This window comes from Paenibacillus sp. FSL L8-0340 (genome assembly GCF_038593145.1).
GTDB lineage: Bacteria > Bacillota > Bacilli > Paenibacillales > Paenibacillaceae > Paenibacillus_AQ.
This window is the reverse complement of the sequence record NZ_CP151967.1, coordinates 119,012-145,977: the sequence shown is the minus strand read 5'-3', so window position 1 is coordinate 145,977 and position 26,966 is coordinate 119,012. Positions and strand designations below refer to the sequence as shown.

At 49.1% G+C, this 26,966-nt stretch carries 20 protein-coding genes, 10 tRNA genes, 3 rRNA genes and 1 other RNA gene; all 34 read right to left on the bottom strand.

From position 1 onward, the window contains the following. Positions 1–153: 153 nt before the first annotated feature. The 34 genes from NST07_RS00740 to rpoE all read right to left on the bottom strand — a co-directional run bounded on the left by NST07_RS00740 (position 154) and on the right by rpoE (position 26,471). A complete protein-coding gene (locus tag NST07_RS00740; RefSeq protein ID WP_341089120.1) occupies positions 154–675 on the bottom strand; it encodes an acyltransferase in 522 nt (173 codons plus the stop codon). Continuing rightward, entirely contained in the window at positions 672–1,325 is a 654-nt protein-coding gene (ppaX, locus tag NST07_RS00735) for a pyrophosphatase PpaX (protein WP_341089119.1), read from the bottom strand. The genes NST07_RS00740 and ppaX overlap by 4 nt, the downstream gene beginning before the upstream one ends. A gap of 7 nt (positions 1,326–1,332) precedes the next feature. After that, positions 1,333–2,364, bottom strand: a complete 1,032-nt coding sequence (lgt, locus tag NST07_RS00730; protein WP_341089117.1) for a prolipoprotein diacylglyceryl transferase — start codon at positions 2,362–2,364, stop codon at positions 1,333–1,335. A 12-nt stretch (positions 2,365–2,376) separates the two neighbouring features. Beyond that, a complete protein-coding gene (gene hprK, locus NST07_RS00725) occupies positions 2,377–3,315 on the bottom strand; it encodes an HPr(Ser) kinase/phosphatase (RefSeq protein WP_038584597.1) in 939 nt (312 codons plus the stop codon). A gap of 301 nt (positions 3,316–3,616) precedes the next feature. Further along, a complete protein-coding gene (ugpC, locus tag NST07_RS00720; RefSeq protein WP_038584594.1) occupies positions 3,617–4,738 on the bottom strand; it encodes a sn-glycerol-3-phosphate ABC transporter ATP-binding protein UgpC in 1,122 nt (373 codons plus the stop codon). A 107-nt stretch (positions 4,739–4,845) separates the two neighbouring features. Beyond that, on the bottom strand, positions 4,846–5,949 hold the full coding sequence (locus tag NST07_RS00715) for a helix-turn-helix domain-containing protein (protein ID WP_342480916.1): 1,104 nt from the start codon (positions 5,947–5,949) through the stop codon (positions 4,846–4,848). A gap of 100 nt (positions 5,950–6,049) precedes the next feature. Further along, positions 6,050–7,093: an NAD(P)/FAD-dependent oxidoreductase gene (locus NST07_RS00710; protein WP_342480915.1), complete on the bottom strand. Its 1,044-nt coding sequence runs from the start codon at positions 7,091–7,093 to the stop codon at positions 6,050–6,052. Between the two features lie 65 nt (positions 7,094–7,158). Next, positions 7,159–7,231 (bottom strand) — tRNA-Lys (locus tag NST07_RS00705). A 7-nt stretch (positions 7,232–7,238) separates the two neighbouring features. Next, positions 7,239–7,324: transfer RNA gene (locus NST07_RS00700), tRNA-Tyr, on the bottom strand. A gap of 5 nt (positions 7,325–7,329) precedes the next feature. Beyond that, positions 7,330–7,405: transfer RNA gene (locus NST07_RS00695), tRNA-Phe, on the bottom strand. 27 nt (positions 7,406–7,432) lie between these two features. Then, positions 7,433–7,510 (bottom strand) — tRNA-Asp (locus NST07_RS00690). Positions 7,511–7,526: 16 nt separating this feature from the next. Next, positions 7,527–7,602: transfer RNA gene (locus NST07_RS00685), tRNA-Thr, on the bottom strand. Positions 7,603–7,641: 39 nt separating this feature from the next. After that, a tRNA-Val gene (locus NST07_RS00680) sits at positions 7,642–7,717 on the bottom strand. Between the two features lie 8 nt (positions 7,718–7,725). Next, a tRNA-Met gene (locus NST07_RS00675) sits at positions 7,726–7,802 on the bottom strand. 26 nt (positions 7,803–7,828) lie between these two features. Beyond that, positions 7,829–7,920: transfer RNA gene (locus tag NST07_RS00670), tRNA-Ser, on the bottom strand. Positions 7,921–8,001: 81 nt separating this feature from the next. After that, positions 8,002–10,929, bottom strand: a 23S ribosomal RNA gene (locus NST07_RS00665). Between the two features lie 151 nt (positions 10,930–11,080). Continuing rightward, positions 11,081–11,156: transfer RNA gene (locus NST07_RS00660), tRNA-Ala, on the bottom strand. Positions 11,157–11,177: 21 nt separating this feature from the next. Next, a tRNA-Ile gene (locus NST07_RS00655) sits at positions 11,178–11,254 on the bottom strand. 47 nt (positions 11,255–11,301) lie between these two features. Further along, positions 11,302–11,418, bottom strand: a 5S ribosomal RNA gene (gene rrf, locus NST07_RS00650). A gap of 105 nt (positions 11,419–11,523) precedes the next feature. Next, positions 11,524–13,079, bottom strand: a 16S ribosomal RNA gene (locus tag NST07_RS00645). Together the 16S, 23S and 5S rRNA genes with 10 tRNA genes alongside form the textbook arrangement of a ribosomal RNA operon. 346 nt (positions 13,080–13,425) lie before the next feature. After that, positions 13,426–13,692, bottom strand: a complete 267-nt coding sequence (locus NST07_RS00640; protein WP_341089113.1) for a pro-sigmaK processing inhibitor BofA family protein — start codon at positions 13,690–13,692, stop codon at positions 13,426–13,428. 31 nt (positions 13,693–13,723) lie between these two features. Beyond that, entirely contained in the window at positions 13,724–14,053 is a 330-nt protein-coding gene (locus NST07_RS00635; RefSeq protein ID WP_341089112.1) for a hypothetical protein, read from the bottom strand. Between the two features lie 163 nt (positions 14,054–14,216). Next, positions 14,217–14,813, bottom strand: a complete 597-nt coding sequence (recR, locus tag NST07_RS00630) for a recombination mediator RecR (RefSeq protein WP_038584584.1) — start codon at positions 14,811–14,813, stop codon at positions 14,217–14,219. Between the two features lie 36 nt (positions 14,814–14,849). Beyond that, complete coding sequence (locus tag NST07_RS00625; RefSeq protein ID WP_038584581.1) at positions 14,850–15,161, bottom strand: YbaB/EbfC family nucleoid-associated protein; 312 nt, start codon at positions 15,159–15,161, stop codon at positions 14,850–14,852. A 49-nt stretch (positions 15,162–15,210) separates the two neighbouring features. Then, positions 15,211–16,986: a DNA polymerase III subunit gamma/tau gene (dnaX, locus tag NST07_RS00620; RefSeq protein ID WP_342480914.1), complete on the bottom strand. Its 1,776-nt coding sequence runs from the start codon at positions 16,984–16,986 to the stop codon at positions 15,211–15,213. A gap of 145 nt (positions 16,987–17,131) precedes the next feature. Next, positions 17,132–17,400, bottom strand: an RNA gene (ffs, locus tag NST07_RS00615) — signal recognition particle sRNA large type. 140 nt (positions 17,401–17,540) lie between these two features. Next, positions 17,541–17,738 (bottom strand): 50S ribosomal protein L31, encoded by a 198-nt coding sequence (gene rpmE, locus NST07_RS00610; RefSeq protein WP_038598301.1) that lies wholly within the window; start codon positions 17,736–17,738, stop codon positions 17,541–17,543. Positions 17,739–17,855: 117 nt separating this feature from the next. Further along, entirely contained in the window at positions 17,856–19,133 is a 1,278-nt protein-coding gene (locus NST07_RS00605) for a radical SAM protein (RefSeq protein ID WP_341089108.1), read from the bottom strand. A 24-nt stretch (positions 19,134–19,157) separates the two neighbouring features. Then, positions 19,158–20,516 carry a transcription termination factor Rho gene (rho, locus tag NST07_RS00600; RefSeq protein WP_341089107.1) on the bottom strand — a complete coding sequence of 453 codons (1,359 nt, stop codon included), beginning with the start codon at positions 20,514–20,516 and terminating at the stop codon, positions 19,158–19,160. A gap of 150 nt (positions 20,517–20,666) precedes the next feature. Continuing rightward, complete coding sequence (locus NST07_RS00595; protein WP_341089106.1) at positions 20,667–21,920, bottom strand: UDP-N-acetylglucosamine 1-carboxyvinyltransferase; 1,254 nt, start codon at positions 21,918–21,920, stop codon at positions 20,667–20,669. Positions 21,921–22,156: 236 nt separating this feature from the next. After that, positions 22,157–23,011: a class II fructose-1,6-bisphosphate aldolase gene (fba, locus tag NST07_RS00590; RefSeq protein WP_038584566.1), complete on the bottom strand. Its 855-nt coding sequence runs from the start codon at positions 23,009–23,011 to the stop codon at positions 22,157–22,159. Between the two features lie 208 nt (positions 23,012–23,219). Continuing rightward, positions 23,220–23,606 (bottom strand): response regulator, encoded by a 387-nt coding sequence (locus NST07_RS00585; protein WP_038584563.1) that lies wholly within the window; start codon positions 23,604–23,606, stop codon positions 23,220–23,222. A 400-nt stretch (positions 23,607–24,006) separates the two neighbouring features. Further along, a complete protein-coding gene (locus NST07_RS00580) occupies positions 24,007–25,614 on the bottom strand; it encodes a CTP synthase (protein WP_342480913.1) in 1,608 nt (535 codons plus the stop codon). Positions 25,615–25,910: 296 nt separating this feature from the next. Then, the gene (rpoE, locus tag NST07_RS00575) at positions 25,911–26,471 is read right to left on the bottom strand and encodes a DNA-directed RNA polymerase subunit delta (protein ID WP_341089102.1); all 561 of its coding nucleotides are present in this window, start codon (positions 26,469–26,471) and stop codon (positions 25,911–25,913) included. Positions 26,472–26,966: the final 495 nt, after the last annotated feature.

The following is a 26,966-nucleotide window of genomic DNA, read 5'->3' as shown; positions in this document are numbered from 1 at the left end:
CTCATCTCCTTCAGATTGACTATGCAAAGAGATACGATGCCTGTAACTTATCTGTCGCTGCTCCTCTATAACGAAAAAAACCGCCTTACGTAACTATACCCAAAAGACATCAAAATGCATCCTGGACAAGTAAAATACGTAAGCGGTTTGTTTCTAACTATAGTCCTCTGTACGGTCTAACCGTTCTGACGAGTCCTCCGGGCGCAGCTCCCGCAGCGGATTGCCTCCGACAAACGAGCCAGCCGCCACATGCTTATGCACAACCGAACCCGCCGCCACAACCGCGCCATCTCCGATCGTTACACCGGGAAGAATGGTTGTATTGGCACCAATCAGAACATTTTCACCAATAATGACTTCACCGAGCCGATACTCTTTAATCAGGTACTCATGTGCCAAAATGGTGGTGTTATAGCCGATGATGGAGTTTTCGCCGACCGTAATTTTCTCCGGAAAAAATACATCCACCATTGCCATCAGTCCAAATGCCGTATGTTTACCTACCTTCATGCCAAGGATCCGGCGATAAATCCAGTTCTTGAGCGGAAGGATGGGGCAATACCGGGCAATTTGGATAAAAATAAAATTACGGACGCCCTTCCATGGGCTGACCGTTCGGTAAATGTACCAGAGTGAATTATGCCCCTCCACCGGATAGCGGGTTAGGTTTCTCACGATTCCTTCGTCCCTTGCCGGACTATCTCATATAAATCCGTCATGTCGTGGATAATATAATCCGGCTCATATTTACGCAGCGTCTCTTCCCCTTTAAGTGACCAGGCTACAGCTGCTACAGGCACACCGGCCGCTTTGGCCGATTGGATATCTACAATGCTGTCGCCTACCATCAAGGTATGCTGCGGGTCAACATCTAAGTTGCGGATAGCTGTCAGCACCGGCTCTGGATGCGGTTTAGGCTCTGTCACATCAGTAACCGTTACTATAGTTTCCATATACTTCAGCAGATCGAACATCTCCAGTGCCTTGAGCGTAGTTGGACGAATCTTCGTCGTTACAATCCCCATTCTAATCCCACGCCGCGACAGCTCCTCCATCGTTTCATTCACACGCGGAAAAGAACCAATCAGCTCATCGTGATGCGCGTAGTTGTAAGAACGGTAGGACTTCTCCAATACGCTTGTATCCTCAAGGCCGGAGAACGCGCTCAGCTGCTGATGAAGTGTTGTTCCCATATGGGGGATAATCTGCTCCCGGGTCAGAGACGGAAGATTATTCTCCTTCAGCGCATGCATGAAAGAGCCAATAATCAGTTCATTGGTATTCACAATCGTTCCGTCCAGATCAAAAAGAACGCATTCTATCATCGGGTTACTACTCCTTCGGTTCCGCATCCTCAGACTTGACCTTGTCAGGCGGTGCCGCCTGCGGGGCTTTTTGCGGTGTGTTGACTGCATTCTCCGGGACCACAGAATCTGCCGCGACCGGCTTGGTGCTGACAATAGGATCGGAATAATGAGCCTTAGATTGGCCGGTTACCCGGCGCACAATAATAAGTACTACGGCAGCCACGATAATCAGCAAAGCGAGCAGCTGCGAGATACGGATATTTCCATAGGCAGGATCAAAGTACCCTTGTTCAAAGCCCATCCATTTCATCGGGCTCCACAGGCCGTTGACGAATGAAGCTACACCGCTGCTGCCGGTAAAGCCCAAGCTGTCAGTACGCAAGGCTTCAATGAAGAAACGGCCGATTGAATACCAGATAAAGTAGGATAAGAAGATTTCACCCGCACGGACAAACCTCTGGCGGCGAAGCACCATAAGGAGTAGAATACCCAGCAGGCTCCACAGAGATTCGTACAGGAAGGTTGGATGATGGAACGCATTTTCTATGTACATTTGATTGACGATAAAGTCAGGCAAATGCAGCTTATCGCGCAGGAACGACTCCTCTACAACCCCACCATAAGCCTCCTGATTGATAAAGTTGCCCCATCGGCCAATCATTTGTCCGGCCAGCAGTCCAGGCGCGCAAATATCCACAACACGCCAGAATGGGTACCCTTTATAGCGGAAATAGATAATGGCGCAAATAATGGCCCCGATTAAGGCTCCATAGATGGCAATTCCGCCGTTCCATATTTTGAAGACATCTATAAAGTTATCCTTATAGTCCTCCCATTTAAAAGCTACAAAATATATCCGTGCGCCAATGATTGCTGACGGCACTCCAAGCAGCAGCATATCCATAAAGAATTCCTGGGAAATATTAAACCGTTTGCCTTCCTGAATCGCGAGGAATAATCCGGCAAGTGCGCCGAACCCCAGGATCAAACCATACCAGTGAACGGGTAGTGAACCGATGGAGAATACAATGGGATTAATCGCTAATGAAAAAAACATTCTCTCACACTCCTAGTCCAGATCATCCATGTCTTCAGATATGGTAGCTGTAAGTTTATTGGTAAACTGCAGAGCCGCGTTAAAGCCCATTTGCTTCAAGCGGTAGTTCATGGCCGCAACCTCAATAATAACTGCAAGATTTCGTCCTGGCCGTACCGGAATCGTTACGAGAGGAACATCCGTATCGATAATCCGTGTTGTTTCTTCGTCCAGACCAAGCCGGTCATATTGCTTGTCCTGCTGCCAGGCTTCCAGCCGAACCACCAGCGTAATACGCTTATGATTGCGGATTGCGCCTGCACCAAAGAGTGTCATTACATTTATAATTCCGACACCGCGGATTTCGAGCAAATGGCGGATCAGCTCCGGTGCCGTACCATGCAGCTGGTTATCGGAGGTCTGGCGGATTTCCACGGCATCGTCCGCGATCAAGCGATGTCCGCGTTTAACGAGCTCAAGTGCCGTTTCGCTTTTACCAATGCCGCTGCTGCCTGTAATCAGCATGCCTACACCGTATACATCGCAGAGAACGCCATGAATGGTTGCTGTAGGAGCAAGTCTGCCTTCAAGGAAGCTGGTCAGTCTACTGGAAAAAATCGTTGTAGCCATCGAGCTGCGCAACACTGGAAGCCCCTTTTCGTTGCTGATGTCAATCAGCTCCTGCGGTACATCCAACGCTCTTGTAATGACAATACAGGGTGTATTATCCTTGCAGATCCCGCGGATCCGGCTCTTGCGCTCTTCCTCCGAAAGCATAGAAAAGAAGGCCAGCTCTGTCTTGCCCAGCAGCTGTACTCGTTCTTCCGGATAATATTCGAAATAACCTGCTATTTCCAGCCCGGGCCGATTCAAGTCATCCACTGTAATCGGTCTCTTCAGACCTTCATGCCCGGAAACAACCTCTAATTGAAAATGCTGTACCAATTCCGATACTTTTACCTTCTTAGCCATGTATGTCCGTCCTTTCGTCACCTAACGGTTATGTCCGCTTTCCTACATTTGGTTAACAACTCTTTCCATTCCATCCGTAGGTAATTCTCCTGCTATCTTAATTGATAATCCCCTTTAATGCAATCTTAATACCTGCTACCTTGCCCTTAGATCCATTGGTATATAAGGAGTTGAACCCAAAACCTGCTTATATTCTGCCCATCTATTCCTATAGCTTAGGAGGTCATTAGCGGAAGGCTCCAAGAAGACAAAAAAGCCGCCCTTTCAGGCGGCTTTCTTTAAAGGGAAAGATATTTCTATCTTAGCCCAACAATACGTTAAGTTCGGATTCTTTATCAAAGATGTGGATTTTGTTCATGTCAATTGCCAATTTAGGCTTGCTGCCTTCACGGGTAGTGGAACGTCCATCTACACGGGCAATTACAGTGTTGCTGCCCAGACCGCTCAAGTAAAGGAGCATTTCATGACCAAGGTTTTCCGTAACATCTACCAGCGAAGTGAAGATTGTGTTCGGGGAAGCTTCCAGGAATACTGGTTCTTCATGGATATCTTCTGGACGAACGCCCATGATCACTTCTTTGCCGATGTAGCCTTTGCTGCGCAGGATTGTAGCTTTGCCTCCTGGAACTTCAACATCAAGGTTCTCAGCGCGGAAGCGGACAGCGCCGCCAACATCGGACAGAGTACCATTGATAAAGTTCATAGTTGGGGAACCAATAAATCCGGCTACGAACAGGTTGGTAGGCTCATTGTACAGTTCTTCAGGAGAAGCTGCCTGTTGAATGATACCATCATACATAACTACGATACGGTCACCCATCGTCATAGCTTCTGTCTGGTCATGCGTTACGTAGATACAAGTGGTTTCAAGGCGTTTAACCAGTTTTGTGATTTCAGCACGCATTTGACCACGAAGTTTAGCATCCAAGTTGGAAAGTGGCTCATCCATCAAGAAGACTTGCGGATCACGGACGATAGCGCGGCCTAGAGCGACACGTTGGCGTTGACCACCGGACAGTGCTTTAGGTTTACGCTCAAGCAAGTGCTCGATATCGAGAATTTTCGCAGCTTCGCGAACTTTCTTGTCGATTTCTTCTTTCTTCACTTTACGCAGTTTCAAACCGAAAGCCATGTTTTGGTACACGCTCATATGCGGGTACAGGGCGTAGGATTGGAATACCATCGCGATATCGCGGTCTTTAGGTGCAACGTCATTGACTACACGGTCGCCAATGTACATTTTACCTTCGGAGATTTCTTCCAGACCAGCAATCATACGCAGGGTAGTGGATTTACCACAACCGGAAGGTCCAACCAGTACGAGGAATTCCTTATCTTTAATATCAAGATTGATGTCGATTACTGTTGCTTTATCGGAACCCGGGTATTTTTTGAAAATATGCTCTAAACGTACGCCTGCCATTGTATTTCCCCCTCGAGTTATTAGTTGATTATAAATAAATCGCTTTCTTGTACATTTATCTTACCCCAGACGTGCCTCGCTGGCTATTTGCAACGTTCACAAAAATCCTATTTTCTTTTCGTCACTTTATACAATAACATGGTTAACTTTACAATTGCTGCGTCGCCAAAGCTCCGTACATCGGCTCCGGTCTCCTGTTTGATCTTGTCCAACCGGTATAGGAGCGTGTTGCGGTGGATGTATAATTTTTTCGCGGTCTCACTGACATTGCAGTCCATCTCGAAGAAGGTTTCCAGCGTCAGCAGCATTTCCTTATCCGCCAGCACTGAAGTATAGTCACCGATCTGTCCTAGCAGCTGCCTGCGCCGCTCATCAGGGATACTGTTCACCAGCCGCTCCATGTGCAGCTCCCACGGGAGATGAATATAGTCGCCAACCTGAAAAATCCGTCCCAAAACAATCGTTTCCCGCAGCAGCGCAACCGAGCCTGTCAAACCTTTTACCGGGATGATCGCCGGTGCAACCGCCAGATGGAATACACCTACCCACTCACTGGCAATCAGCTCATGCAGCCCCATACAAGTCTGTGACAGCAGCTCATCTGCACTCTCTTCCTCATCGTCCTTATCATCCCCGCCGGTCAGTAATTCCTTGCGGGCTAAAATTAACCATTCCTTCTCCTGCAGGGGGATCAGCAATATTTCGTTCTCAAAATAACTACGCAGCAGCTTCATAAGCGAACGGTAAGAGATCTGCGGATTGTGGACATTCTCACTCACCAGCAGAAAAGGAATCATCTCGCCGAACAAACGTCCCTTCAGAGTGATTTCGTCAGGAATCTCTGCATCATTCTTCTCTTGCTCGAGCTGCGAATTCAGCCAGTTGCTCAGCTGCCGGGCCTCTACTTCTCCTTCTTCCTTTAACCCTGTGGCCTTGAGCGCGACAGCAAAATTCCGTGCCGCATAATTGACCAATTGCAATTCCAGAGCCGAAAGGCCATCCATCTCTACCCAAATCGCAGTTATTCTTCCCTCGTTCTCATACAATGGTACCCAGAGATGCCCTTCATGAGTGACCGGCTGATCCAACTCTTCTTTGCCTATGCCAAAAAGAGAAGCTGAATGCTGCCTCCCGAGTTGTTTGATTCCGGTTCTTTTTCCGGTGAGCTGCTCCAATTTTTGACGCAATGCCTCACTATCCATCGTCACCATACTCCACCACTTTTGCTCTTTTCGCCTATTTTATCATAATTCACAACATTATGCGGCCTGGTCCCTCCGATTACTAAGACACAATCGACAATTTGAGGAATCATTTATTTTGTTTTACTATTTCGCTATGTTTTTGCTTAGACAGCGGCAAGCTTACCGATATCTTCTTTAACTCTTTATGCATCCAAATACCGGCTAACGCTCCCTCCCCCATTGCAACTGTAGCTTGCTCTGCATGAACAGCAACATCACCAGCCACCCATAAATGCTCTACATTGGTCATTAATGAACGCTTATCAGCTTCGATATGCTTGTTCTTATGAAGCTTCACCCCAAGCTCTGCCGCAAGTTCCGAATGTACCGCATTGTTCCCAAAGGCGATGAACCCTCGCTCTGCAAGCAAAGTATCTCCGCTCTCTAGGATTACCGCTTTAATGATTCCATCATTCTCTTCATCAATTCGAGCAACTGCTTCCTCTACGTATAAGATCCCTTGCTCATCAAGACGTTGGCGGTTTTCTGCCGATACCGGCTGGCATTCATGATTGATATAAGTCAGATCACCCGTACGCTCGCGCAAAACAAAAGCCATATCTGCCCCTGCGTCTCCTGAGCCCAGCAATAGGGTCTGCCGGTCCTGAATTTCGTAGCCATCACAATCCGGGCATACATATACCGTTTTCCCTAGTGTAGCTGCGAGCCCCGGCAGCTCAGGAAAGCGGTCCATTACACCTGTTGCAAGCAGCAATGTCTTGGAACTATAGCACTGATTCTCGGAACCGTTCAGCTGAAACAAACCATTTTGCTTCTCTGCCTTAGTAATCCTATCCGCAGCAAACTCCACACCGGCAACTTCAGCCTGTCGCCTCCCCCTTGCCCTAAGCTCTTCACCGGATATTCCCTCTGGCCAGCCCAATATATTATGATAATTGCGGCAAATGTTAGATCTTCCCCCTCCCGCGTCTATCAGAAGCACATGGTGCGTAGAGTAACGTCCCAATTGAATCGCTGCCTGCAGGCCGGCAAAACCGCCTCCAACAATAATTGCATCATATATAACGGGAATCCCCTCATTTCTGCTCAGTGTTATAAACTTATAATTAAACGGAGACAGAAATTTTAAACTCGCTGTCAGCAATTTCATTTTCATGCGGTATGACGATAACACAAAAAAGCCACCACCCGAAGGTGATGACTTTCTGATTGGGATGAGCCATGAAGGACTCGAACCTTCGACACCCTGATTAAAAGTCAGGTGCTCTACCAACTGAGCTAATGGCTCATAAAACTGGTGGAGGCTGATGGATTCGAACCACCGAACACGTACGTGAGCAGATTTACAGTCTGATGCGTTTGGCCACTTCGCTAAGCCTCCATATATGGTGGCGCGGGAGGGAATCGAACCCCCGACACAAGGATTTTCAGTCCTTTGCTCTACCGACTGAGCTACCGAGCCATAAAAAAAGCCATAAAACATAAAAAATGGCGGAACCGACGGGATTCGAACCCGCGATCTCCTGCGTGACAGGCAGGCATGTTAGGCCAACTACACCACGGTTCCGCATTTGTAGAAATAATGGTGCCGGCGAGAGGACTTGAACCCCCAACCTACTGATTACAAGTCAGTTGCTCTACCAGTTGAGCTACACCGGCACGGTGTAAAAATGTTGAAACGGTGTTGAATTGTGAAAATGGTGGAGGCTGAGGGGATCGAACCCCCGACCCTCTGCTTGTAAGGCAGATGCTCTCCCAGCTGAGCTAAGCCTCCGGGTTGTATGGTAGCGGCAGAGGGGATCGAACCCCCGACCTCACGGGTATGAACCGTACGCTCTAGCCAGCTGAGCTACGCCGCCACACTAACAATATTATGAATTTGAAATGGCGGAGAGAGAGGGATTCGAACCCTCGCACCGCTTACGCAGTCTAACCCCTTAGCAGAGGGTCCCCTTATAGCCACTTGGGTATCTCTCCAAACAAGTTGGTGCCATGTAAATTCATTCAGGAACCTTAATTCCTGAAAACTGAATCCGAAACGAATCTGCGTCTTACTTGTTGGATAAGCCCTCGACCGATTAGTATTGGTCAGCTCCATGCATTGCTGCACTTCCACCTCCAACCTATCTACCTCGTCGTCTTCAAGGGGTCTTACTAATTGGGAAATCTCATCTTGAGGGGGGCTTCACGCTTAGATGCTTTCAGCGCTTATCCCGTCCGTACGTAGCTACTCAGCCATGCTCCTGGCGGAACAACTGATGCACCAGCGGTACGTCCATCCCGGTCCTCTCGTACTAAGGACAGCTCCTCTCAAATTTCCTGCGCCCACGACAGATAGGGACCGAACTGTCTCACGACGTTCTGAACCCAGCTCGCGTACCGCTTTAATGGGCGAACAGCCCAACCCTTGGGACCTACTTCAGCCCCAGGATGCGATGAGCCGACATCGAGGTGCCAAACCTCCCCGTCGATGTGGACTCTTGGGGGAGATAAGCCTGTTATCCCCAGGGTAGCTTTTATCCGTTGAGCGATGGCCCTTCCATGCGGTACCACCGGATCACTAAGTCCGACTTTCGTCCCTGCTCGACTTGTAGGTCTCGCAGTCAAGCTCCCTTATGCCTTTGCACTCTTCGAATGATTTCCAACCATTCTGAGGGAACCTTTGAACGCCTCCGTTACTCTTTAGGAGGCGACCGCCCCAGTCAAACTGCCCGCCTGACACGGTCCCCGTACCCGATTAGGGCACTAGGTTAGAACCTAGATACGATCAGGGTGGTATCCCAACGGCGCCTCCGCAGAAGCTTGCGCTCCTGCCTCTACGGCTCCCACCTATCCTGTACAGATCGTACCCAAATTCAATATCAAGCTGCAGTAAAGCTCCATGGGGTCTTTCCGTCTTGTCGCGGGTAACCTGCATCTTCACAGGTATTAAAATTTCACCGGATCTCTCGTTGAGACAGCGCCCAAGTCGTTACGCCATTCGTGCGGGTCAGAATTTACCTGACAAGGAATTTCGCTACCTTAGGACCGTTATAGTTACGGCCGCCGTTTACTGGGGCTTCGGTTCACAGCTTCGGATTGCTCCTAACCGCTCCCCTTAACCTTCCAGCACCGGGCAGGCGTCAGCCCGTATACTTCGCCTTGCGGCTTCGCACAGACCTGTGTTTTTGCTAAACAGTCGCTTGGGCCTTTTCACTGCGGCCCCCTCGGGCTATTCACCCTACCGAGGCACCCCTTCTCCCGAAGTTACGGGGTCATTTTGCCGAGTTCCTTAACGAGAGTTCTTCCGCGCGCCTTAGAATTCTCTTCTCGCCTACCTGTGTCGGTTTGCGGTACGGGCACCTTCTCCTGACTAGAGGCTTTTCTTGGCAGTGTGAGATCATGACCTTCGCTACTGTAATTTTCGCTCCCCATCACAGCCCAGCCTTAACGGTGTGCGGATTTGCCTACACACCAGCCTCACTGCTTAGACGGACATCCATCAGTCCGCGTCACTACCCTCCTGCGTCACCCCATCGCTCATAGCGGATTACGGTGGTACAGTAATTTCAAACTGTTGTCCTTCGACTACGCCTTTCGGCCTCGCCTTAGGTCCCGACTTACCCTGAGCGGACGAGCCTTCCTCAGGAAACCTTGGGCTTTCGGCGGATCAGATTCTCACTGATCTTTTCGTTACTCATACCGGCATTCTCACTTGTATGCTGTCCAGCGCTCCTTACGGTACACCTTCAACCCACATACAACGCTCCCCTACCCCAGATGCAAAGCATCTAGCCATAGCTTCGGTGGTGTGTTTAGCCCCGTTACATTTTCGGCGCAGAGTCACTCGACCAGTGAGCTATTACGCACTCTTTCAATGGTGGCTGCTTCTAAGCCAACATCCTGGTTGTCTGTGCAACTCCACATCCTTTCCCACTTAACACACACTTGGGGACCTTAGCTGATGGTCTGGGCTGTTTCCCTTTTGACAATGGATCTTAGCACTCACTGTCTGACTCCCGGCAAGAAGTTAATGGCATTCGGAGTTTGACTGAGCTTGGTAACCCTTGCGGGCCCCGCACCCAATCAGTGCTCTACCTCCACCACTCCATTCACCGAGGCTAGCCCTAAAGCTATTTCGGGGAGAACCAGCTATCTCCGAGTTCGATTGGAATTTCTCCGCTACCCCCACCTCATCCCCGCATTTTTCAACATACGTGGGTTCGGGCCTCCAGTGCGTGTTACCGCACCTTCACCCTGGACAGGGGTAGATCACACGGTTTCGGGTCTACGTCCACATACTTAAGTCGCCCTATTCAGACTCGCTTTCGCTGCGGCTCCGGCTTCTCACCTTAACCTTGCATGTTAAACGTAACTCGCCGGTTCATTCTACAAAAGGCACGCCATCACCCCTAGATCGGGCTCTGACTTTTTGTAAGCACACGGTTTCAGGTTCTATTTCACTCCCCTTCCGGGGTGCTTTTCACCTTTCCCTCACGGTACTGTTTCACTATCGGTCGCCAGGTAGTATTTAGCCTTAGCAGATGGTCCTGCTGGATTCATACGGGGTTTCACGTGCCCCGCACTACTCGGGATCCGTCTCGGAGAGAACACAGTTTAGGTTACAGGGCTTTTACCTCTATCGCGGGCCTTTCCAGACCTCTTCGCCTACCATATTCCTTTGTAACTCCATGTGAGACGTCCCACAACCCCAAGGGGCAAGCCCCTTGGTTTAGGCTGTTCCGCGTTCGCTCGCCGCTACTGACGGAATCACTATTGTTTTCTCTTCCTCAGGGTACTTAGATGTTTCAGTTCCCCTGGTCTGCCTCTATCTCTCCTATGTATTCAGAGAGAAGTAACTGCGAATTACCACAGCTGGGTTTCCCCATTCGGACACCCCCGGATCAAAGCTTGCTTACAGCTCCCCGAGGCAGTTTCGTTGTTCGCCACGTCCTTCGTCGGCTCCTGGCGCCTAGGCATCCTCCGTGTGCTCTTATTAGCTTAACCAATGCGTTTTCCGTTAGGAAAATCGCTAGCATCGCTATAATTAAAACTTGTTTACACAAGTTTCAGCTAAAAGATGTTCTAAAACGCAAATTCGTTTCGGTATCCAGTTTTCAAGGATCAAGTTTAAAGAAGTATTGAGTTTAAATCATTTTGGTGGAGCCAAGCGGGATCGAACCGCTGACCTCCTGCTTGCAAGGCAGGCGCTCTCCCAGCTGAGCTATGGCCCCATAAAGGAATTTAATGTTATATGGTGGGCCTTGGTGGACTCGAACCACCGACCTCACCCTTATCAGAGGTGCGCTCTAACCAACTGAGCTAAAAGCCCATATAACATATATAACATTTTTGAATCAACCAACGAATTGGTTGTCCGCTTGGCAGCGTCCTACTCTCCCAGGACCCTTCGGTCCAAGTACCATTGGCGCTGGAGGACTTAACGGTCGTGTTCGGGATGGGTACGTGTGGAACCCCTCCGCTATCGCCACCAAACGCATACGAAAGAGACTTGCTCTTTCAAAACTGAACACGAGTGAGTGTTTTGGAAGCTAAGCTTCCGATTTGAATGTTTCCGTTGCAGGAAACGATTCTCCATAGAAAGGAGGTGATCCAGCCGCACCTTCCGATACGGCTACCTTGTTACGACTTCACCCCAATCATCTACCCCACCTTCGGCGGCTGGCTCCCTTGCGGGTTACCCCACCGACTTCGGGTGTTGTAAACTCTCGTGGTGTGACGGGCGGTGTGTACAAGACCCGGGAACGTATTCACCGCGGCATGCTGATCCGCGATTACTAGCAATTCCGACTTCATGCAGGCGAGTTGCAGCCTGCAATCCGAACTGAGACCGGCTTTGCTGGGATTGGCTCCACCTCGCGGCTTCGCTTCCCGTTGTACCGGCCATTGTAGTACGTGTGTAGCCCAGGTCATAAGGGGCATGATGATTTGACGTCATCCCCACCTTCCTCCGGTTTGTCACCGGCAGTCACTCTAGAGTGCCCAGCCTTACCTGCTGGCAACTAAAGTCAAGGGTTGCGCTCGTTGCGGGACTTAACCCAACATCTCACGACACGAGCTGACGACAACCATGCACCACCTGTCTCCTCTGTCCCGAAGGCCGCCACTATCTCTAGTGGATTCAGAGGGATGTCAAGACCTGGTAAGGTTCTTCGCGTTGCTTCGAATTAAACCACATACTCCACTGCTTGTGCGGGTCCCCGTCAATTCCTTTGAGTTTCAGTCTTGCGACCGTACTCCCCAGGCGGAGTGCTTACTGTGTTAACTTCGGCACCAAGGGTATCGAAACCCCTAACACCTAGCACTCATCGTTTACGGCGTGGACTACCAGGGTATCTAATCCTGTTTGCTCCCCACGCTTTCGCGCCTCAGCGTCAGTTACAGCCCAGAAAGTCGCCTTCGCCACTGGTGTTCCTCCACATATCTACGCATTTCACCGCTACACGTGGAATTCCACTTTCCTCTTCTGTACTCAAGCCACCCAGTTTCCAGTGCGACCTCAGGTTGAGCCCAAGGTTTAAACACCAGACTTAAATAGCCGCCTGCGCGCGCTTTACGCCCAATAATTCCGGACAACGCTTGCCCCCTACGTATTACCGCGGCTGCTGGCACGTAGTTAGCCGGGGCTTTCTTCTCAGGTACCGTCACTCCGGTAGCAGTTACTCTACCGGACGTTCTTCCCTGGCAACAGAGCTTTACGATCCGAAAACCTTCATCACTCACGCGGCGTTGCTCCGTCAGGCTTTCGCCCATTGCGGAAGATTCCCTACTGCTGCCTCCCGTAGGAGTCTGGGCCGTGTCTCAGTCCCAGTGTGGCCGTTCACCCTCTCAGGTCGGCTACGCATCGTCGCCTTGGTGAGCCGTTACCCCACCAACTAGCTAATGCGCCGCAGGCCCATCTCCTTGTAGCAGATTGCTCCGCCTTTCATCCTTCGTCCATGTGAACAAAGGAATTATCCGGTATTAGCTACCGTTTCCGGTAGTTATCCCAGTCAAAGAGGTAGGTTGCCTACGTGTTACTCACCCGTCCGCCGCTAAGTTATTCCAGAGCAAGCTCCTTCATAACTCCGCTCGACTTGCATGTATTAGGCACGCCGCCAGCGTTCGTCCTGAGCCAGGATCAAACTCTCCAAATTGGTATTTAGAAAGAGCGATTGCTCAATTTGAAACATCTGACGAGAATTTACATTCTCTCAATGAAATTTCTAAAGCGTATAAATACGCTATGAAACTCATCAGTTTTGGATCTCACTTGCGTGATTTCCCACTCACTCGTTGTTCAGTTTTCAAAGATCAATGTCTCTTTTTTCGTCGTCGTTGCTTGTCAGCAGCGACCTTTATAATATATCACAGCACCCTTGCTTCAGTCAAGCGTTTTTTTTAATTTCTTTTTCCGCTTTCCTTATTGGCAAGTTATCAAGTGATATCTTGTCCAAAGGGCCGAGACTTAATGTATCATAAATTAATAACATGCGTCAACCATTAAAACAAAGTTATTTTTAAACCGAGCAGCATCAGGACTCCCGGAAGTCCAAGAACCGTTACGGCGCCTATGGTTGCCGGGTTTAAGGGAAGATAAACTTCCGTAAGCAATCCGGAGAAATTCACTATATAAATACCCAGTGCAGCAAGAATAAGATGAGTTCCAAACAAACTGAGCCAGGCCCAGCCCAATTTTTTACGAAAAACTATTAATATCAATAATAACCCGGATAATATCAATACACCCATTGCAGCCAATCTTAGCATTGTGCTCCCCCTTTACATATCTTGTCCAAGCTTATAATAGACTGCGGTTAAGCCCCAAGCTTTTAGCATGCTTAAGATGAATCTGATATTTGCGTTCTGCTGCCTCCAGAATATATATCGCGTAGTCAATTTGATCCTGTCCCAGCGCCTCATCAAACATCAAATAAGCTCTTTGCCACTCCGCTTGTGCCTTGCACACGTCGAGGAATACATTCCAGTGCTCATCCAAGTCTGACACTTGAACATCTTTTGCATCGTTTCGCTGCTTTCTGGAGCCCCACCAACCCATTTGCGATTCCCCCTCAAGAATAATTCTATGCTTTGATAACGCAGCTTCCGCGTTTTGCATATTCTCATTCATATAAAGATGGGGACAAACTTAGAACTAAAAAAGTCCCACAAGGTAAGATGGCGGTTCATAGCTTATCTTGTATGTAATGTATCGTTAAAAGGACGTATGCGCCCTCGTAAACAAAAAAGAAGCCCTCACGGGCTTCCTTTGCTGATTATGATGTCAGAACTGCTTAGAGCTCACGACGGCCTTCCAAAGCTTTGGATAAGGTAACCTCGTCCGCATACTCCAAATCGCCCCCCACGGGCAAGCCATGGGCTATTCTGGTGATTTTAATATCGAACGGACGGACCAGACGGGAGATATACATGGCCGTAGCTTCACCCTCAATATTGGGGTTAGTGGCCATAATAAGCTCTTTCACTCTCTCGTCGCTCAGACGGGTCAACAGTTCCTTGAGTCTTATATCGTCAGGACCTATGCCCTCCATCGGTGAAATTGCACCCTGAAGCACATGATAGTAGCCGTCGAACTCCTTGGTTCTCTCTATGGCTACAAGATCCTTGGAGTCTTGTACCACACAGATCACTGAGGTATCTCGGGTTTTGTCCTGACATATACGGCATGGATCGGTGTCCGTAATGTTGCAGCAGACCGAGCAGTAATGAAGATTGCGTTTGACACTGACAAGCGCTTTGGCAAAATCAATAACTTCATCCTCTTTCATGTTGAGTACATGAAAAGCCAGCCGGGCTGCTGTCTTCGGGCCGATCCCGGGCAAACGTGTAAAAGCTTCGATCAGCTTGGCTAGCGGTTCTGGATAATACAAATTGATGGTTCTCCTTTGGTCTGGAGTGGAGTAGGCCTAGAATAAGCCAGGGATCTTCATTCCGCCGGTGAATTTACCCATATCGTTGTTAGCCAGCTCTTCAGCCTGGGTAAGGGCGTCGTTTACAGCTGTGATGACAAGATCCTGCAGCATTTCGATATCTTCCGGATCAACAGCCTCAGGTTTGATTTGCATGGACAGCAGCTTCTTATGGCCATTCACTTGAACGGTAACCACGCCGCCGCCGGAAGAACCTTCGATCGTCTTGCTTCCCAGCTCTTCTTGGGCTTTGAGCATTTGCTCCTGCATTTTTTTAACCTGTTTCATCATTTGGTTCATATTATTCATAAGTCGTCTCTCCTTTGGAATGCGCTTATTGCGCTCATAGGCTTAAATGCTACTCTTTTATGACAACAAGGTCTTCTCCAAAGAGCTGGATGGCCTCGTCAATCCATGGTTCAGTCTTTGTCTCCGCAGTTTCATGCTCATGCTCGAGACGAAGCTCCTCCTTGCCCGGTTGTGCAGCAGACTTCTGCGCCGCTTCATTCCAGTCGCGCAGAAGTATCGTGACCAGACGGTAGGGTTTACCCAGCCGTGCAGCTAACACATTCTCAATCACCTGTCTGTTAGCCGGTTTCTCTGTGGTATCCCGGTGAATTGTGTTCTTAAAGGCCACAAGCACCGCATCTTCCATTACAGACACAGGTTCACCGTCAACAAACCAGGCATGCACGGTTACCTTCTCCTCCTTCACCCCTTGCAAGACGACACTCCATTGTTTAAACACCGAAGCGAAATCAGCACTGTCTTTACCGGCGATGAATTTATCCAGCTGCGGAGGCAGCTTGGAGGGTGAGGAGATTCGTGGAGCCGAGCTTTGGGCTGGCTTCTGGGCGGAAGCCTGATCTCTTGAGCCGTTACCGGATATCCCCCCGGACTGCATAGCCTGCTCGAGCTTCTTCTCCAATGCGGCAATCTGACGCTTGAGAAGCTCCAGTTCCCCCGAATCCACGGAGGAGCTGCCCCCTGAAGGCTGCAGGGAGGTCGCTGAGCCAGGGGCAGCCGCCAGAATGGGAGCCCCTCCGCCCTGCTGCAGGCTGCATAACTTCATCAGCGCCACTTCAAACAAAGTCTGCGGATGAGTAGCATATTTCATTTCTCCCAGATAGCGGTTCAGGGTCTCGACAATTTCAAACAGCCGCTCCCGGGAGAACGCTGCTGCCATATCGCGGAATTCAGCCGGATTGAGAACCCGGTCTGTTAGCTGATCCGCGCCCGGCACCATCTTGATCATCAGCAGATCACGGAAATAATACAGCAGGTTCTCCAGACATTTGTCGGCGCTTTTGCCTTCGTGCATAAGCTGCTCGACAAGTTCCAGAAGCAGACCCATATCACCTTCTAGAATGGCTGTTGCAAGGCGGGCAAACTGCTCAGAAGGAATTCCGCCCGTCATCCCCAGCACTTGCTGGTAAGTCACATTTCCGTCTGTAAAGGAAGAAATCTGGTCCAGTATGCTGAGAGCATCGCGCATCCCCCCATCGGAAAGACGGGCAATGTACTGCAATGCATCTACATCTGCAGTAATGCCTTCCTTCTCACAGATTTCAGTCAGCCGGCCAGTCTGCTCTTCGAGCGATACTCTTCGAAAGTCAAAACGCTGGCAGCGGGAAATAATCGTTGCCGGCAATTTATGAGGTTCTGTCGTCGCCAAAATGAACATGACATGGGGCGGCGGCTCCTCCAGCGTCTTTAGCAGAGCGTTGAACGCTTCTGTTGTCAGCATATGCACTTCATCAATAATATACACTTTACGGCGTACTTCGGTAGGCGCATATTTCACCTTATCCCGCAGATCGCGAATCTCTTCAACACCCCGGTTGGAGGCCGCATCAATTTCCTGCACATCCATTACGTTGCCAGCAGAAATCCGTACACAGGATGGACATTCATTGCATGGCTCCGGACCCGGACCGCGCTCGCAATTGACCGCTTTGGCGAGCACTTTGGCAGCACTCGTCTTGCCGGTTCCCCGCGGGCCGCTGAACAGGTAGGCATGCGAAACCCGCTGTTCACGAATCGCATTCTGCAGCGTCTGGATAATGTGCTGTTGTCCTACCATGTCTTGAAACGACTGCGGCCGCCAAGCACGGTACAGCGCGATATGTTCCACTATGCATTACCCTTTCTTAGGCTGCCGCTTTCCGGCATTTGTCGCTAATTTATTATACTATATTCCCCAGACTTTGACCAAAAACAAAAAGCATCTTTGCTTGTGGCAAAGACGCTATCATTAACGATATGTTTATAATATAAAACCGTGCACCTGTTATTGATGGCTGCGATCCAAGCGGCAACCCTACAAGACTGCTCGGGCTAGGCCACCCTCCGGCACAAGAGTAAACTTGCTTATGGCTGCTTCCTTCCGGACCTGACCAGGTTCACAAGCACTCATTGCGGAGGACCCAACCGTCAACACAGTCCATAGGGACCAAGGCCTCACATCGACAGCACCTCTAACAGGAATTCAACCTCGCTACAGCGGATTGCGAGTTACAGGGCACCGCTACCTCCCCGTCTAGCACGGCGAAGATAAGTATAGCTCACCGCCTGGTAAAAATCAACCCGACAAGCGGTAATGGCATTATTTTCCTCTAGTATATAAAAACCCCCTGGCTAAAAAGCCAAGGGGCAGTCCAATCTTATGCCACTGAAAGGCAAGGCTGATTAGATGCCGTATTTCTTCTTGAATTTATCAACGCGACCACCGGCATCAAGGAATTTCTGCTTGCCAGTGAAGAACGGATGGCAGTTAGAGCAAATTTCGACGCGCAGCTCTTGTTTAACAGAACCGGATTCGAATGTGTTGCCACATGCGCAGGTTACCTTAGTAAGGTTGTACTTTGGTTGGATTGCTTGTTGCATTTCAATTTCACCTCTCATGCCCTAGGACTCATGCGGACCCAGAGTTATTAAACATACAACGGTATTTTAGCATGAAAGGTAGAAGTCTGCAATATATTTAAAGCCCATATTTCCGTGCTACATATGGACTCTGCGCTGTTTGGCACGGGCCAAATCCGCTGGAGGGACATGAGTGAAGGAGCCTATAGCCACACCCGGAAGTTCCTCGCGGAAAATCTCAAGCATGGTCTTCATACCCAGAATTTCGCCTTGCGCCGGAGGAATGAGTTCTAAATAGCTCTCGGGATCAATGTTCAGATTACGCATCTGAATGAGTTTCAGATCCGTTCGTCTTACAAACTCCACCATGGCCTCAATTTCTTCCTCGCGATCCGTGACCCCGGGGAAAATCAGATAATTGATAGACGTATATACACCCTGGGCCGCAGCGTATTTCAGCGACTTCTCCACATTCGCCAAAGTGTAGCCGCGAGGCTTGTAGTAAGCGTTGTAATGGTCATCCAAGGCACTGATCGTACTCACCCGCATCAAATCAAGCCCTGCGTCAACAATCCCGCGGATATGGTCGCTCAGCCCGGCGTTGGTGTTGATATTGATGTAGCCCATATCGGTAACCGAACGCACTTCACGAATAGACTCAATGATTAATTTGGCCTGTGTGGAAGGCTCGCCTTCACACCCCTGACCGAAGCTGATGATGGACTGGGGCGTCTTCAGATGCTCCAGCATGACTTGAGAAATTTCATCCACCGTAGGCCGGAAGTTCATACGGGTCTGCGGCGATACAAACCCGCTGTCATCAGGCTGTTCGGAAATACAGCCAAAGCACCCGGCATTGCAAGAATAGGAGACCGGAACTGCACCTTCCCAACGACCTAAAAAGGTATTTGAGGAAGTCAGGCATTCATAGCCCAGCGCGCAGTTGGAAAGATGATCATATAGACGGTTCTCCGGATACTTGGCGGTCAAATCACCGACTCCGGCTTCCACATTCTCCCGGTCACAATTCAAAGGGTTCCATTGTTCGGGATCATCCGTAAGATCAGCAGCTACATAGAAGCCGCCATCCTTCCACACTACAGCGGAATATCCGAACAGCGGAAGCTTATATGACTTGTCTGTCTTGACATAACCAGGAAGACAGAGCCTTGTAAAACCCTGCGGCAACAGTGCACCTACAGCCTGCAAACCTTCCGGCAACGGCAGCATTTCCCCTGTCTCGGGGTTCATGCCCACTGCCCGCGTATTAGGCAGTCCTACCAGTGTCGCGCCTTCCGGCAGCGGAATCAATTCTTCCTCCAGCATCTCAACAATCATATCTCCGCTGCGGGCAAGCCCGTACAGCTCGGGATGATCATATACGTTTCCTTGCCCGTCGGCATATACCAAATACATGTTAGTCTCCTCTTATATCAATTCTCAGGTTGTAGGAACAGTAGGTGTCTTGGGCCGTGTTGTCCGGCGCGCCGACGAGCCGCTATTGGAAGTCCCGCCATTGCTGGCTGTACCGCTTGCCGATGAACCCTCTTTGCCTCCGGCCACATCAAAAGACGCCAGGAATTCGGCATTGGTCTTGGTGTCACGCAGCTTTTTGATGAATCCCTCTACAAAATCGTACGACTCGTTCATATTTTTGCGAATCGCCCAAATGGTATCGAGTTCTTCCTTACTCAGCAGCACCTCTTCGCGGCGTGTGCCTGAACGGCGGATGTCGATTGCCGGGAAGATGCGGCGTTCCGCCAGCTTGCGGTCCAAATGCAGCTCCATGTTGCCCGTACCTTTAAATTCTTCATAAATGATATCATCCATACGCGATCCGGTATCAATCAGCGCTGTTGCAAGGATCGTCAGGCTTCCGCCTTCTTCTACATTCCGCGCAGAGCCAAAGAAACGCTTCGGACGGTGGAACGCCGCAGGATCTATCCCCCCGCTAAGTGTCCGGCCAGAAGGAGGAACCACAAGGTTATAGGCGCGCGCCAACCGGGTAATGCTATCCAGCAGAATAACAACATCCTTTTTATGCTCAACCAAACGCAGTGCCCGCTGCAGGACAAGCTCAGCTACCTTAATATGATTCTCCGGAAGCTCATCAAATGTGGATGCAACCACTTCGCCTTTTACAGAGCGCTGCATATCAGTTACTTCTTCTGGACGTTCATCAATCAGCAATACAAACAGTTCAATCTCGGGATTATTAGTGGAGATACTGTTGGCTATTTCTTTCAGAAGGAGCGTTTTTCCTGCCTTGGGAGGTGCTACAATCAAACCGCGCTGCCCCAAACCTACAGGAGCAAGTAAATCCATTATTCGGGTAGATAAATGAGTAGGGGATGTTTCGAGCGGCAGCTTGTCTTGCGGATAAAGAGGTGTCAGCGCCGGGAAATGCAAGCGCTCCGCTGCACTGGCAGGATTCTCGCCATTCACGGCATTTACTTGAAGCAATCCAAAATAACGTTCATTTTCTTTCGGTGTGCGGCATTTCCCGGAAACAAGATCGCCGCTTCTTAAATCAAATTTGCGAATTTGCGAAGCCGAGATATAAATATCCTCCGCGCTGGGCAAATAGTTAATCGGCCTCAGGAAACCATAACCTTCAGGCAAAATTTCCAGTACGCCTTCCATGAACATGAGCCCGCTTTGCTCCGCCTGTGCACGAAGAATCGCAAAGATCAGTTCCCGTTTCTTGAGCGTTCCGTAGTAGGGAATCTGGTATTTCTTAGCCAGCTTATACAGATCGGTCAGCTTCATTTCTTCCAGATCGGAAATTTGAAGATCCATGTAATAACCACCTATTCAATTTTTGTATGAGTTCGGGCAAAATATGAGTCTATTAAATTGCTCATTAGGATAGGATTACCCAAATTGGAAGGAGATATGCAGTTAAGAGGCAAATATTACTCCTCCCAATTCCTCAGGCAACCTCAATTTCTATTCGTTCTCGCGCCAGACCTCGGCACCCAAATTACGGAGATTGCTAACAAGATTATCATATCCGCGGTCAATATATTCCACACCCGTCACCTCGGTAATGCCTTCCTGAACAGTCAGTCCGGCAATGACCAGCGCCGCACCCGCGCGCAAATCGGCAGCCTTTACTTTAGCAGCGTTAAGCCTGCCGCCTTCAATAATGGCGGATCTCCCTTCTACGCGGATCTTTGCGCCCATCCGCACGAGTTCCGGTACATGCTTAAACCGGTTGCTGTAGACAAAATCGCTAAGGACGCTAACTCCCTCAGCCTGGGTCAATATACTTGTCATCGGGGATTGAAGATCGGTGGCAAAACCGGGGTATACCAAAGCCTTAACATCGACATGCTCATATTGGGCTCTGCCGATAACACGAATGCTTTCGTCCAGTTCTTCAATTTCTACGCCCATCTCCAGCAGTTTGGCGGTTAATGCCTCCAAATGTTTGGGGATAACGTTATCTATTAACACGTTGCCGCGCGTCGCTGCAGCAGCAATCATATATGTCCCAGCTTGAATCCGGTCGGGAATGATGGAATGACGGCAGCCATGCATCTCCGTAACACCTTCGATCCGGATGGTTTCGGTACCGGCGCCTTTAATAACTGCGCCCATAGAGTTTAATAGGGTAGCTACATCTATAATCTCAGGCTCTTTAGCCGCATTTTCAATAATTGTAGAGCCTTTGGCCCGTGAAGCCGCAAGCATAATGTTAATGGTCGCTCCAACGCTGGACACATCCAGATAAATTTTCGCACCGCGCAGTTCCTTGGCATAAAGATGAATCGAACCATGATCATTGGTTACGGTCGCTCCCAGCGCCTCAAAACCTTTAATATGCTGGTCAATGGGGCGGGGTTCAAAATTACAGCCGCCGGGAAGACCAATTGTCGCTTCTTTGAATCTTCCAAGAAGTGCTCCCATCATATAATATGAAGCCCGCAATTTCTTGACGGGGCCATTAGGCATTGGAATGGAGACGATACGGGAGGGATCAATTCTCATCTGGTTGCCTGACCACGACACAGTCGCACCAAGCTCTTCCAGAATTTCAGAGTAAACAGCCACATCACTAAGGGAGGGCAAATTATCCAGAACAACTTCAGATTCGGCTAAAATCGCCGCAGGAATAAGCGCAATTGCGCTATTCTTCGCTCCGCTGATGGTTACAACGCCCTCTAGCGGACGTCCACCGCCAATCATTAATTTTTCCATAGATTTATCTGGTTCCCCCTACGTGTATTGCAACTTATCCGGCAATACCTGCTGTGGCATTTTTGGTGAATAAAATGGAAAGACACCGGCTAAGCGGTGTGCTTTCCATATCAAACTATTCAACTGGACAGCGTTAAATAACCTGTCCCGGTGCATAAAGATATTAATCTGTGCAGATGCACAAAGGAAAGAGCACTCTAAACAAGGGTAGCTCGTCCGTTAAGGGCTGAAATAAATTACGCTTTGTTGCTGGATCCGAACTCGCGGATTTTGCCAATAACGGTTTGTTTGATGGCATCGCGGCCTGGTGCGATAAATGTACGTGGATCGTAAGCATCAGGTTTAGCAGCAAGAACTTCGCGAACTACTTTAGCAAATGCGATTTGGTTCTCAGTGTTTACGTTGATTTTGGAAGTACCCAGGGAGATCGATTTCTTGATATCGTGCTCAGGGATACCTGTACCACCGTGCAGAACCAGTGGAAGTTTAACCGCATTGCGGATTTCTTCCATTTCTTTGAATCCGAGGTTAGGCTCGCCATGGTAAGGACCGTGTACAGAACCAAGTGCCGGAGCCAAAGTGTCGATGCCGGTTTCTTTAACGATGCTTACGCATTCGTTCAGGTCAGCATATTGAATGCCGCCAATAACGTCATCTTCTTGTCCGCCAACTGTACCTACTTCGGCTTCTACAGAAACACCTTTAGCGTGTGCATAGTCAACGACTTTTTTAGTCATTTCAATGTTTTCGCTGATTGGGTGGTGGGAACCGTCGATCATTACGGAAGTAAATCCGGCATCAATGGCTTCTTTACATTTGTCAAAGCTAGAACCGTGATCCAGGTGAATCGCTACAGGAACGGTGATTTTCATGTCATGAACAAGACCTTCAACCATCTTTACAACAGTGTAGAATCCGCCCATGTGACGAGCTGCGCCTTCGGATACACCAAGGATAACCGGTGATTTCTCTTCTTCTGCGGCACCAAGAATCGCTTGAGTCCACTCCAGGTTGTTGATGTTGAACTGGCCTACTGCATATTTTCCTTCAAGTGCTTTGTTTAACATGTCTGTCATAGATACTAATGGCATGGTTTCAATCCTCCTAAGAATGTTGGTTGCTTATATATAAGCCGACATCACATACAGGCTTATTATAGCACATCCTGTGTTAAATACTAAATAGGGCACACAAAAAAATGTCCCGGTGGGACGATATTCATCCAGCCCATATCCTTAGCGGAACTCATCCTCTTTAGACTGTCCATTTCAGGAGCATCCCAAACCGCCTATTCCAACACTAGCTGCACTGGTCTATCGACTTGCTGTTAAGATGCATGTTCACGGCTACCCGCATCTCATCAATGTCAAAAGGTTTGGTAAAGTGCATCAGTGCTCCGAGTTTTGTCGCTTCCTTAATCATATCCAGCTCTCCGTAGGCAGTCATCATAATCACCTTTATGGCCGGATTGATCTCCTTCAAATGCTTCAGGATTTCGAGTCCGTCCATTCCCGGAATCTTCATATCAAGCAGAACCAAGTCTGGGGATTCACTACGAACAATGTCCAGTGCCAATTTTCCGTTAGCTGCTTGAAAAGTGGTATACCCTTCGCTATTAAAGACTTCCATGAGAAGAATCCGGATTCCGTTCTGATCGTCGACAATTAAAACTTTCTTCTTTTCCATATCATACCCTCCCAGATTTAAGGCAGATTGACTATACCGCGCTCCGCACAGCTAACGGCCCACTACAACTTAGTCTATACGAAACCTATAATTCGTGCTTTATAGCCAAAATCCTGCTAATTGGATAAAATGGGTAAATACAATCCATATAATGGTTAATACTGACTACCCGGGAATGGTAAATTCAAAACTATAAAAATTAAATTTCTCAACAGCATTAAAGGTATACAAACCCTTATAACCAAAAAAAACGGCTTTGCCGTCCTTAACGAAGGACGACATCCGTTTCTGTAGAGATGAAGGAAAAGGTATAGCGCACAACCTGTACTGCCCCATATTTTGAAGAAAGCCTCCAGATGGAGGCTTTCAAAGACCCGTGAGGGCCGGTTTGACATATGAATTACAGCTGTTCGGAATGAGTCAGTGAAGCTTTGACAAATTCACGGAAGAGCGGCTGCGGACGGTTCGGACGGGAAGTGAATTCCGGATGGAATTGTACCGACAGGAACCAAGGATGACCCGGAAGCTCCACAATTTCCACCAGACGTCCATCAGGTGAAGTCCCGGAGATCACAAGACCCGCTTTTTCAATTTCGTCGCGGTAGGCGTTATTGAACTCATACCGGTGACGGTGGCGTTCATAGACCAATTCATCATCATAGCAGGACATAGCCAGTGAATCCGGCAAAAGCTTGCAAGGATACAGTCCAAGACGCATGGTGCCGCCCATATCTTCGATATCCTTCTGCTCAGGGAGCAGATCAATCAGCGCATGCGATGTAGTCGGATCAATCTCCGAACTGTTCGCCCCTGCCAGTCCCAACACGGAACGGCCGTATTCGATAACGGAAACCTGCATTCCCAGGCAAATCCCGAAGAACGGGATCAACTGCTTACGGGCATAACGGATTGCGGAGATTTTACCTTCAATCCCCCGGTCGCCGAAGCCGCCTGGCACCAGAATGCCGCCTACTCCGCCAAGCAGTTCGTCCACATTCTCGTCGGTCACCATCTCGGCGTCCACCCAGCGGAGCTTCACTTCCGCATTGGCTGCGAAACCTGCATGCGAAAGCGACTCCACCACACTCAGATATGCATCATGCAAAGCAACGTACTTGCCGACAATAGCGATCTCCACGGTGTGTTCCAGCTTCTGGATCCGCTCCAGCATGCTTTCCCATTCACGCATATCCGGCGCAGGTGTAGTCAGCTTCAAATGATTAACCACAATCTCATCCAGACCTTCATCGCGCAGGTTAAGCGGAACCTCATACAGTGTGGAAGCATCACGGCACTCAACTACTGCATTGGCGTCGATGTCACAGAACAAGGCGATTTTGGCTTTCATGTCATCAGAAAGCTGATATTCCGTACGGCACACGATCACATTCGGCTGAATCCCAATGCTGCGCAGCTCCTTGACACTATGTTGTGTCGGCTTTGTCTTTACTTCACCCGCAGCCTTAATATAAGGAATCAAGGTTACGTGGATATACATTACATTTTCCCGGCCAATATCACCCTTAATCTGACGGATAGCTTCCAGGAACGGAAGGCTCTCAATGTCACCCACAGTACCGCCGATCTCAGTAATAACTACATCAGAGCCAGTCTCGCGGCCGGCGCGGTATACCCGTTCCTTGATTTCATTCGTGATGTGAGGAATAACCTGAACCGTGCCGCCCAAATATTCCCCGCGCCGTTCTTTGCTGATTACGGAGGAATAAATTTTACCTGTCGTCACATTGCTGTTCTTAGACAGATTGATATCAATAAACCGTTCATAGTGTCCAAGATCGAGGTCAGTTTCCGCACCATCATCGGTGACAAATACTTCCCCGTGCTGATAAGGACTCATAGTTCCAGGGTCTACATTGATATAAGGATCAAATTTCTGGATCGTCACCTTCAGACCTCTGTTCTTGAGCAGCCTGCCCAGCGAAGCAGCGGTGATGCCCTTGCCCAGGGAAGACACAACGCCACCCGTTACAAAAATATACTTTGTCACTGTAAAACCCTCCTAAATAAAGTCCAGAAATTCAGGCGACGCATTTGTTTATCGTAACCCTTTTTTCCATCATCAAAACGGGGAACTTAAAAGTTACTTCTGCCATCCCAAAAAACCAGGGATGTGTTCATCCAATCACGGAAAAACCATCTAAAAAAACAAAAAAGTGACACCCGTAGAGCCGGGGCACTTTTTATTTTAGAAAATAATATTAACGTTCATTATAAGCCCATGCAATAGTTTACTCTGACGGTCCTACCCATGTCAAGGGAGGAATTCTGCCCTAGTGCACTATTCTAAAATTCGTCCTTCTCGTCCTCGTCGGCATCTTCGCCTTCGCCGTCTTCGGAGTCATCTTCATCCACTTCGTCTTCGTCAATGTCATCTTCATCAATGACAACATCCTCGTCAACTTCTTCTTCGCTGTCGTCGTCTGAATAGAGGTCGTCGCGATCTTCGTCGATAACGTCGAAGTCCTCTTCCTCAGCAGCATAGTTCTCTTCTTCTTCGGCAAAATCATCATCTTCCAAATCGTCGTCTTCATCGTTGATGATACGAACGCGTTTGGTATTGCCGACAGGATCATCGGAGCGTTCCAGAGGGTACCAGCGTTTCAGCCCCCACAGGTTGGTTCCGACACAGGCAAAACGCCCGTCAATGTTAATCTCGGTATATAACTGGGCAATAGTATCTTGGCTTTCTTGCTCGGTCATACCGCGCAGCTTGGCTACTTCAACCATCAGGTCACGGTAATAAAAAGGTGTGTTGGCTGCTTTAAGCACCAGGAAAGCCAGGTCCACCATCGGTATTTCTTTAACTTTCTCAGGGTCCAGCTTTAAATTGAGTGGCGTACTCACTAAAGGACACTTCCTCTCACGCATTGTTCACATTACAAATCATGCTTAATTTATCATATCCATTAACAAACCTAAGTAAAACCTATTTGCCAGCAAATTGCAAGTCAATTGCGGTGAGAGGCCGGAAGATTCGCTTTGCGGTCCTGGTATGGAGAATTGTTTCTGGCGTCCCTGAAGGATTGAAGCGCTTTCGGATGTCTCAGTCACTGCTTGCACGGGCACGTACGAAGCAGTTCGATCTGATCATATGTACCCGGCTGTCCCAACGCCAGGAAATTGTGTTAAGTACAACAGAATATGAAGATAGTATAGCGCCAAGCTTATACTTCTAATTTGCTAAAAAAGGCGGAGGAAATTCCTCCGCGCATGACTGTATCCACGCCAAGGATCGGCTCCTTACGGGATGTTGCAAAGAGAGGTTTAGATCTCTTCCGTTTATTTTATGTGAAGCGCCGCCTTTTGACACGATGGGCAGCCCATTTCGCTAAAAAAGGG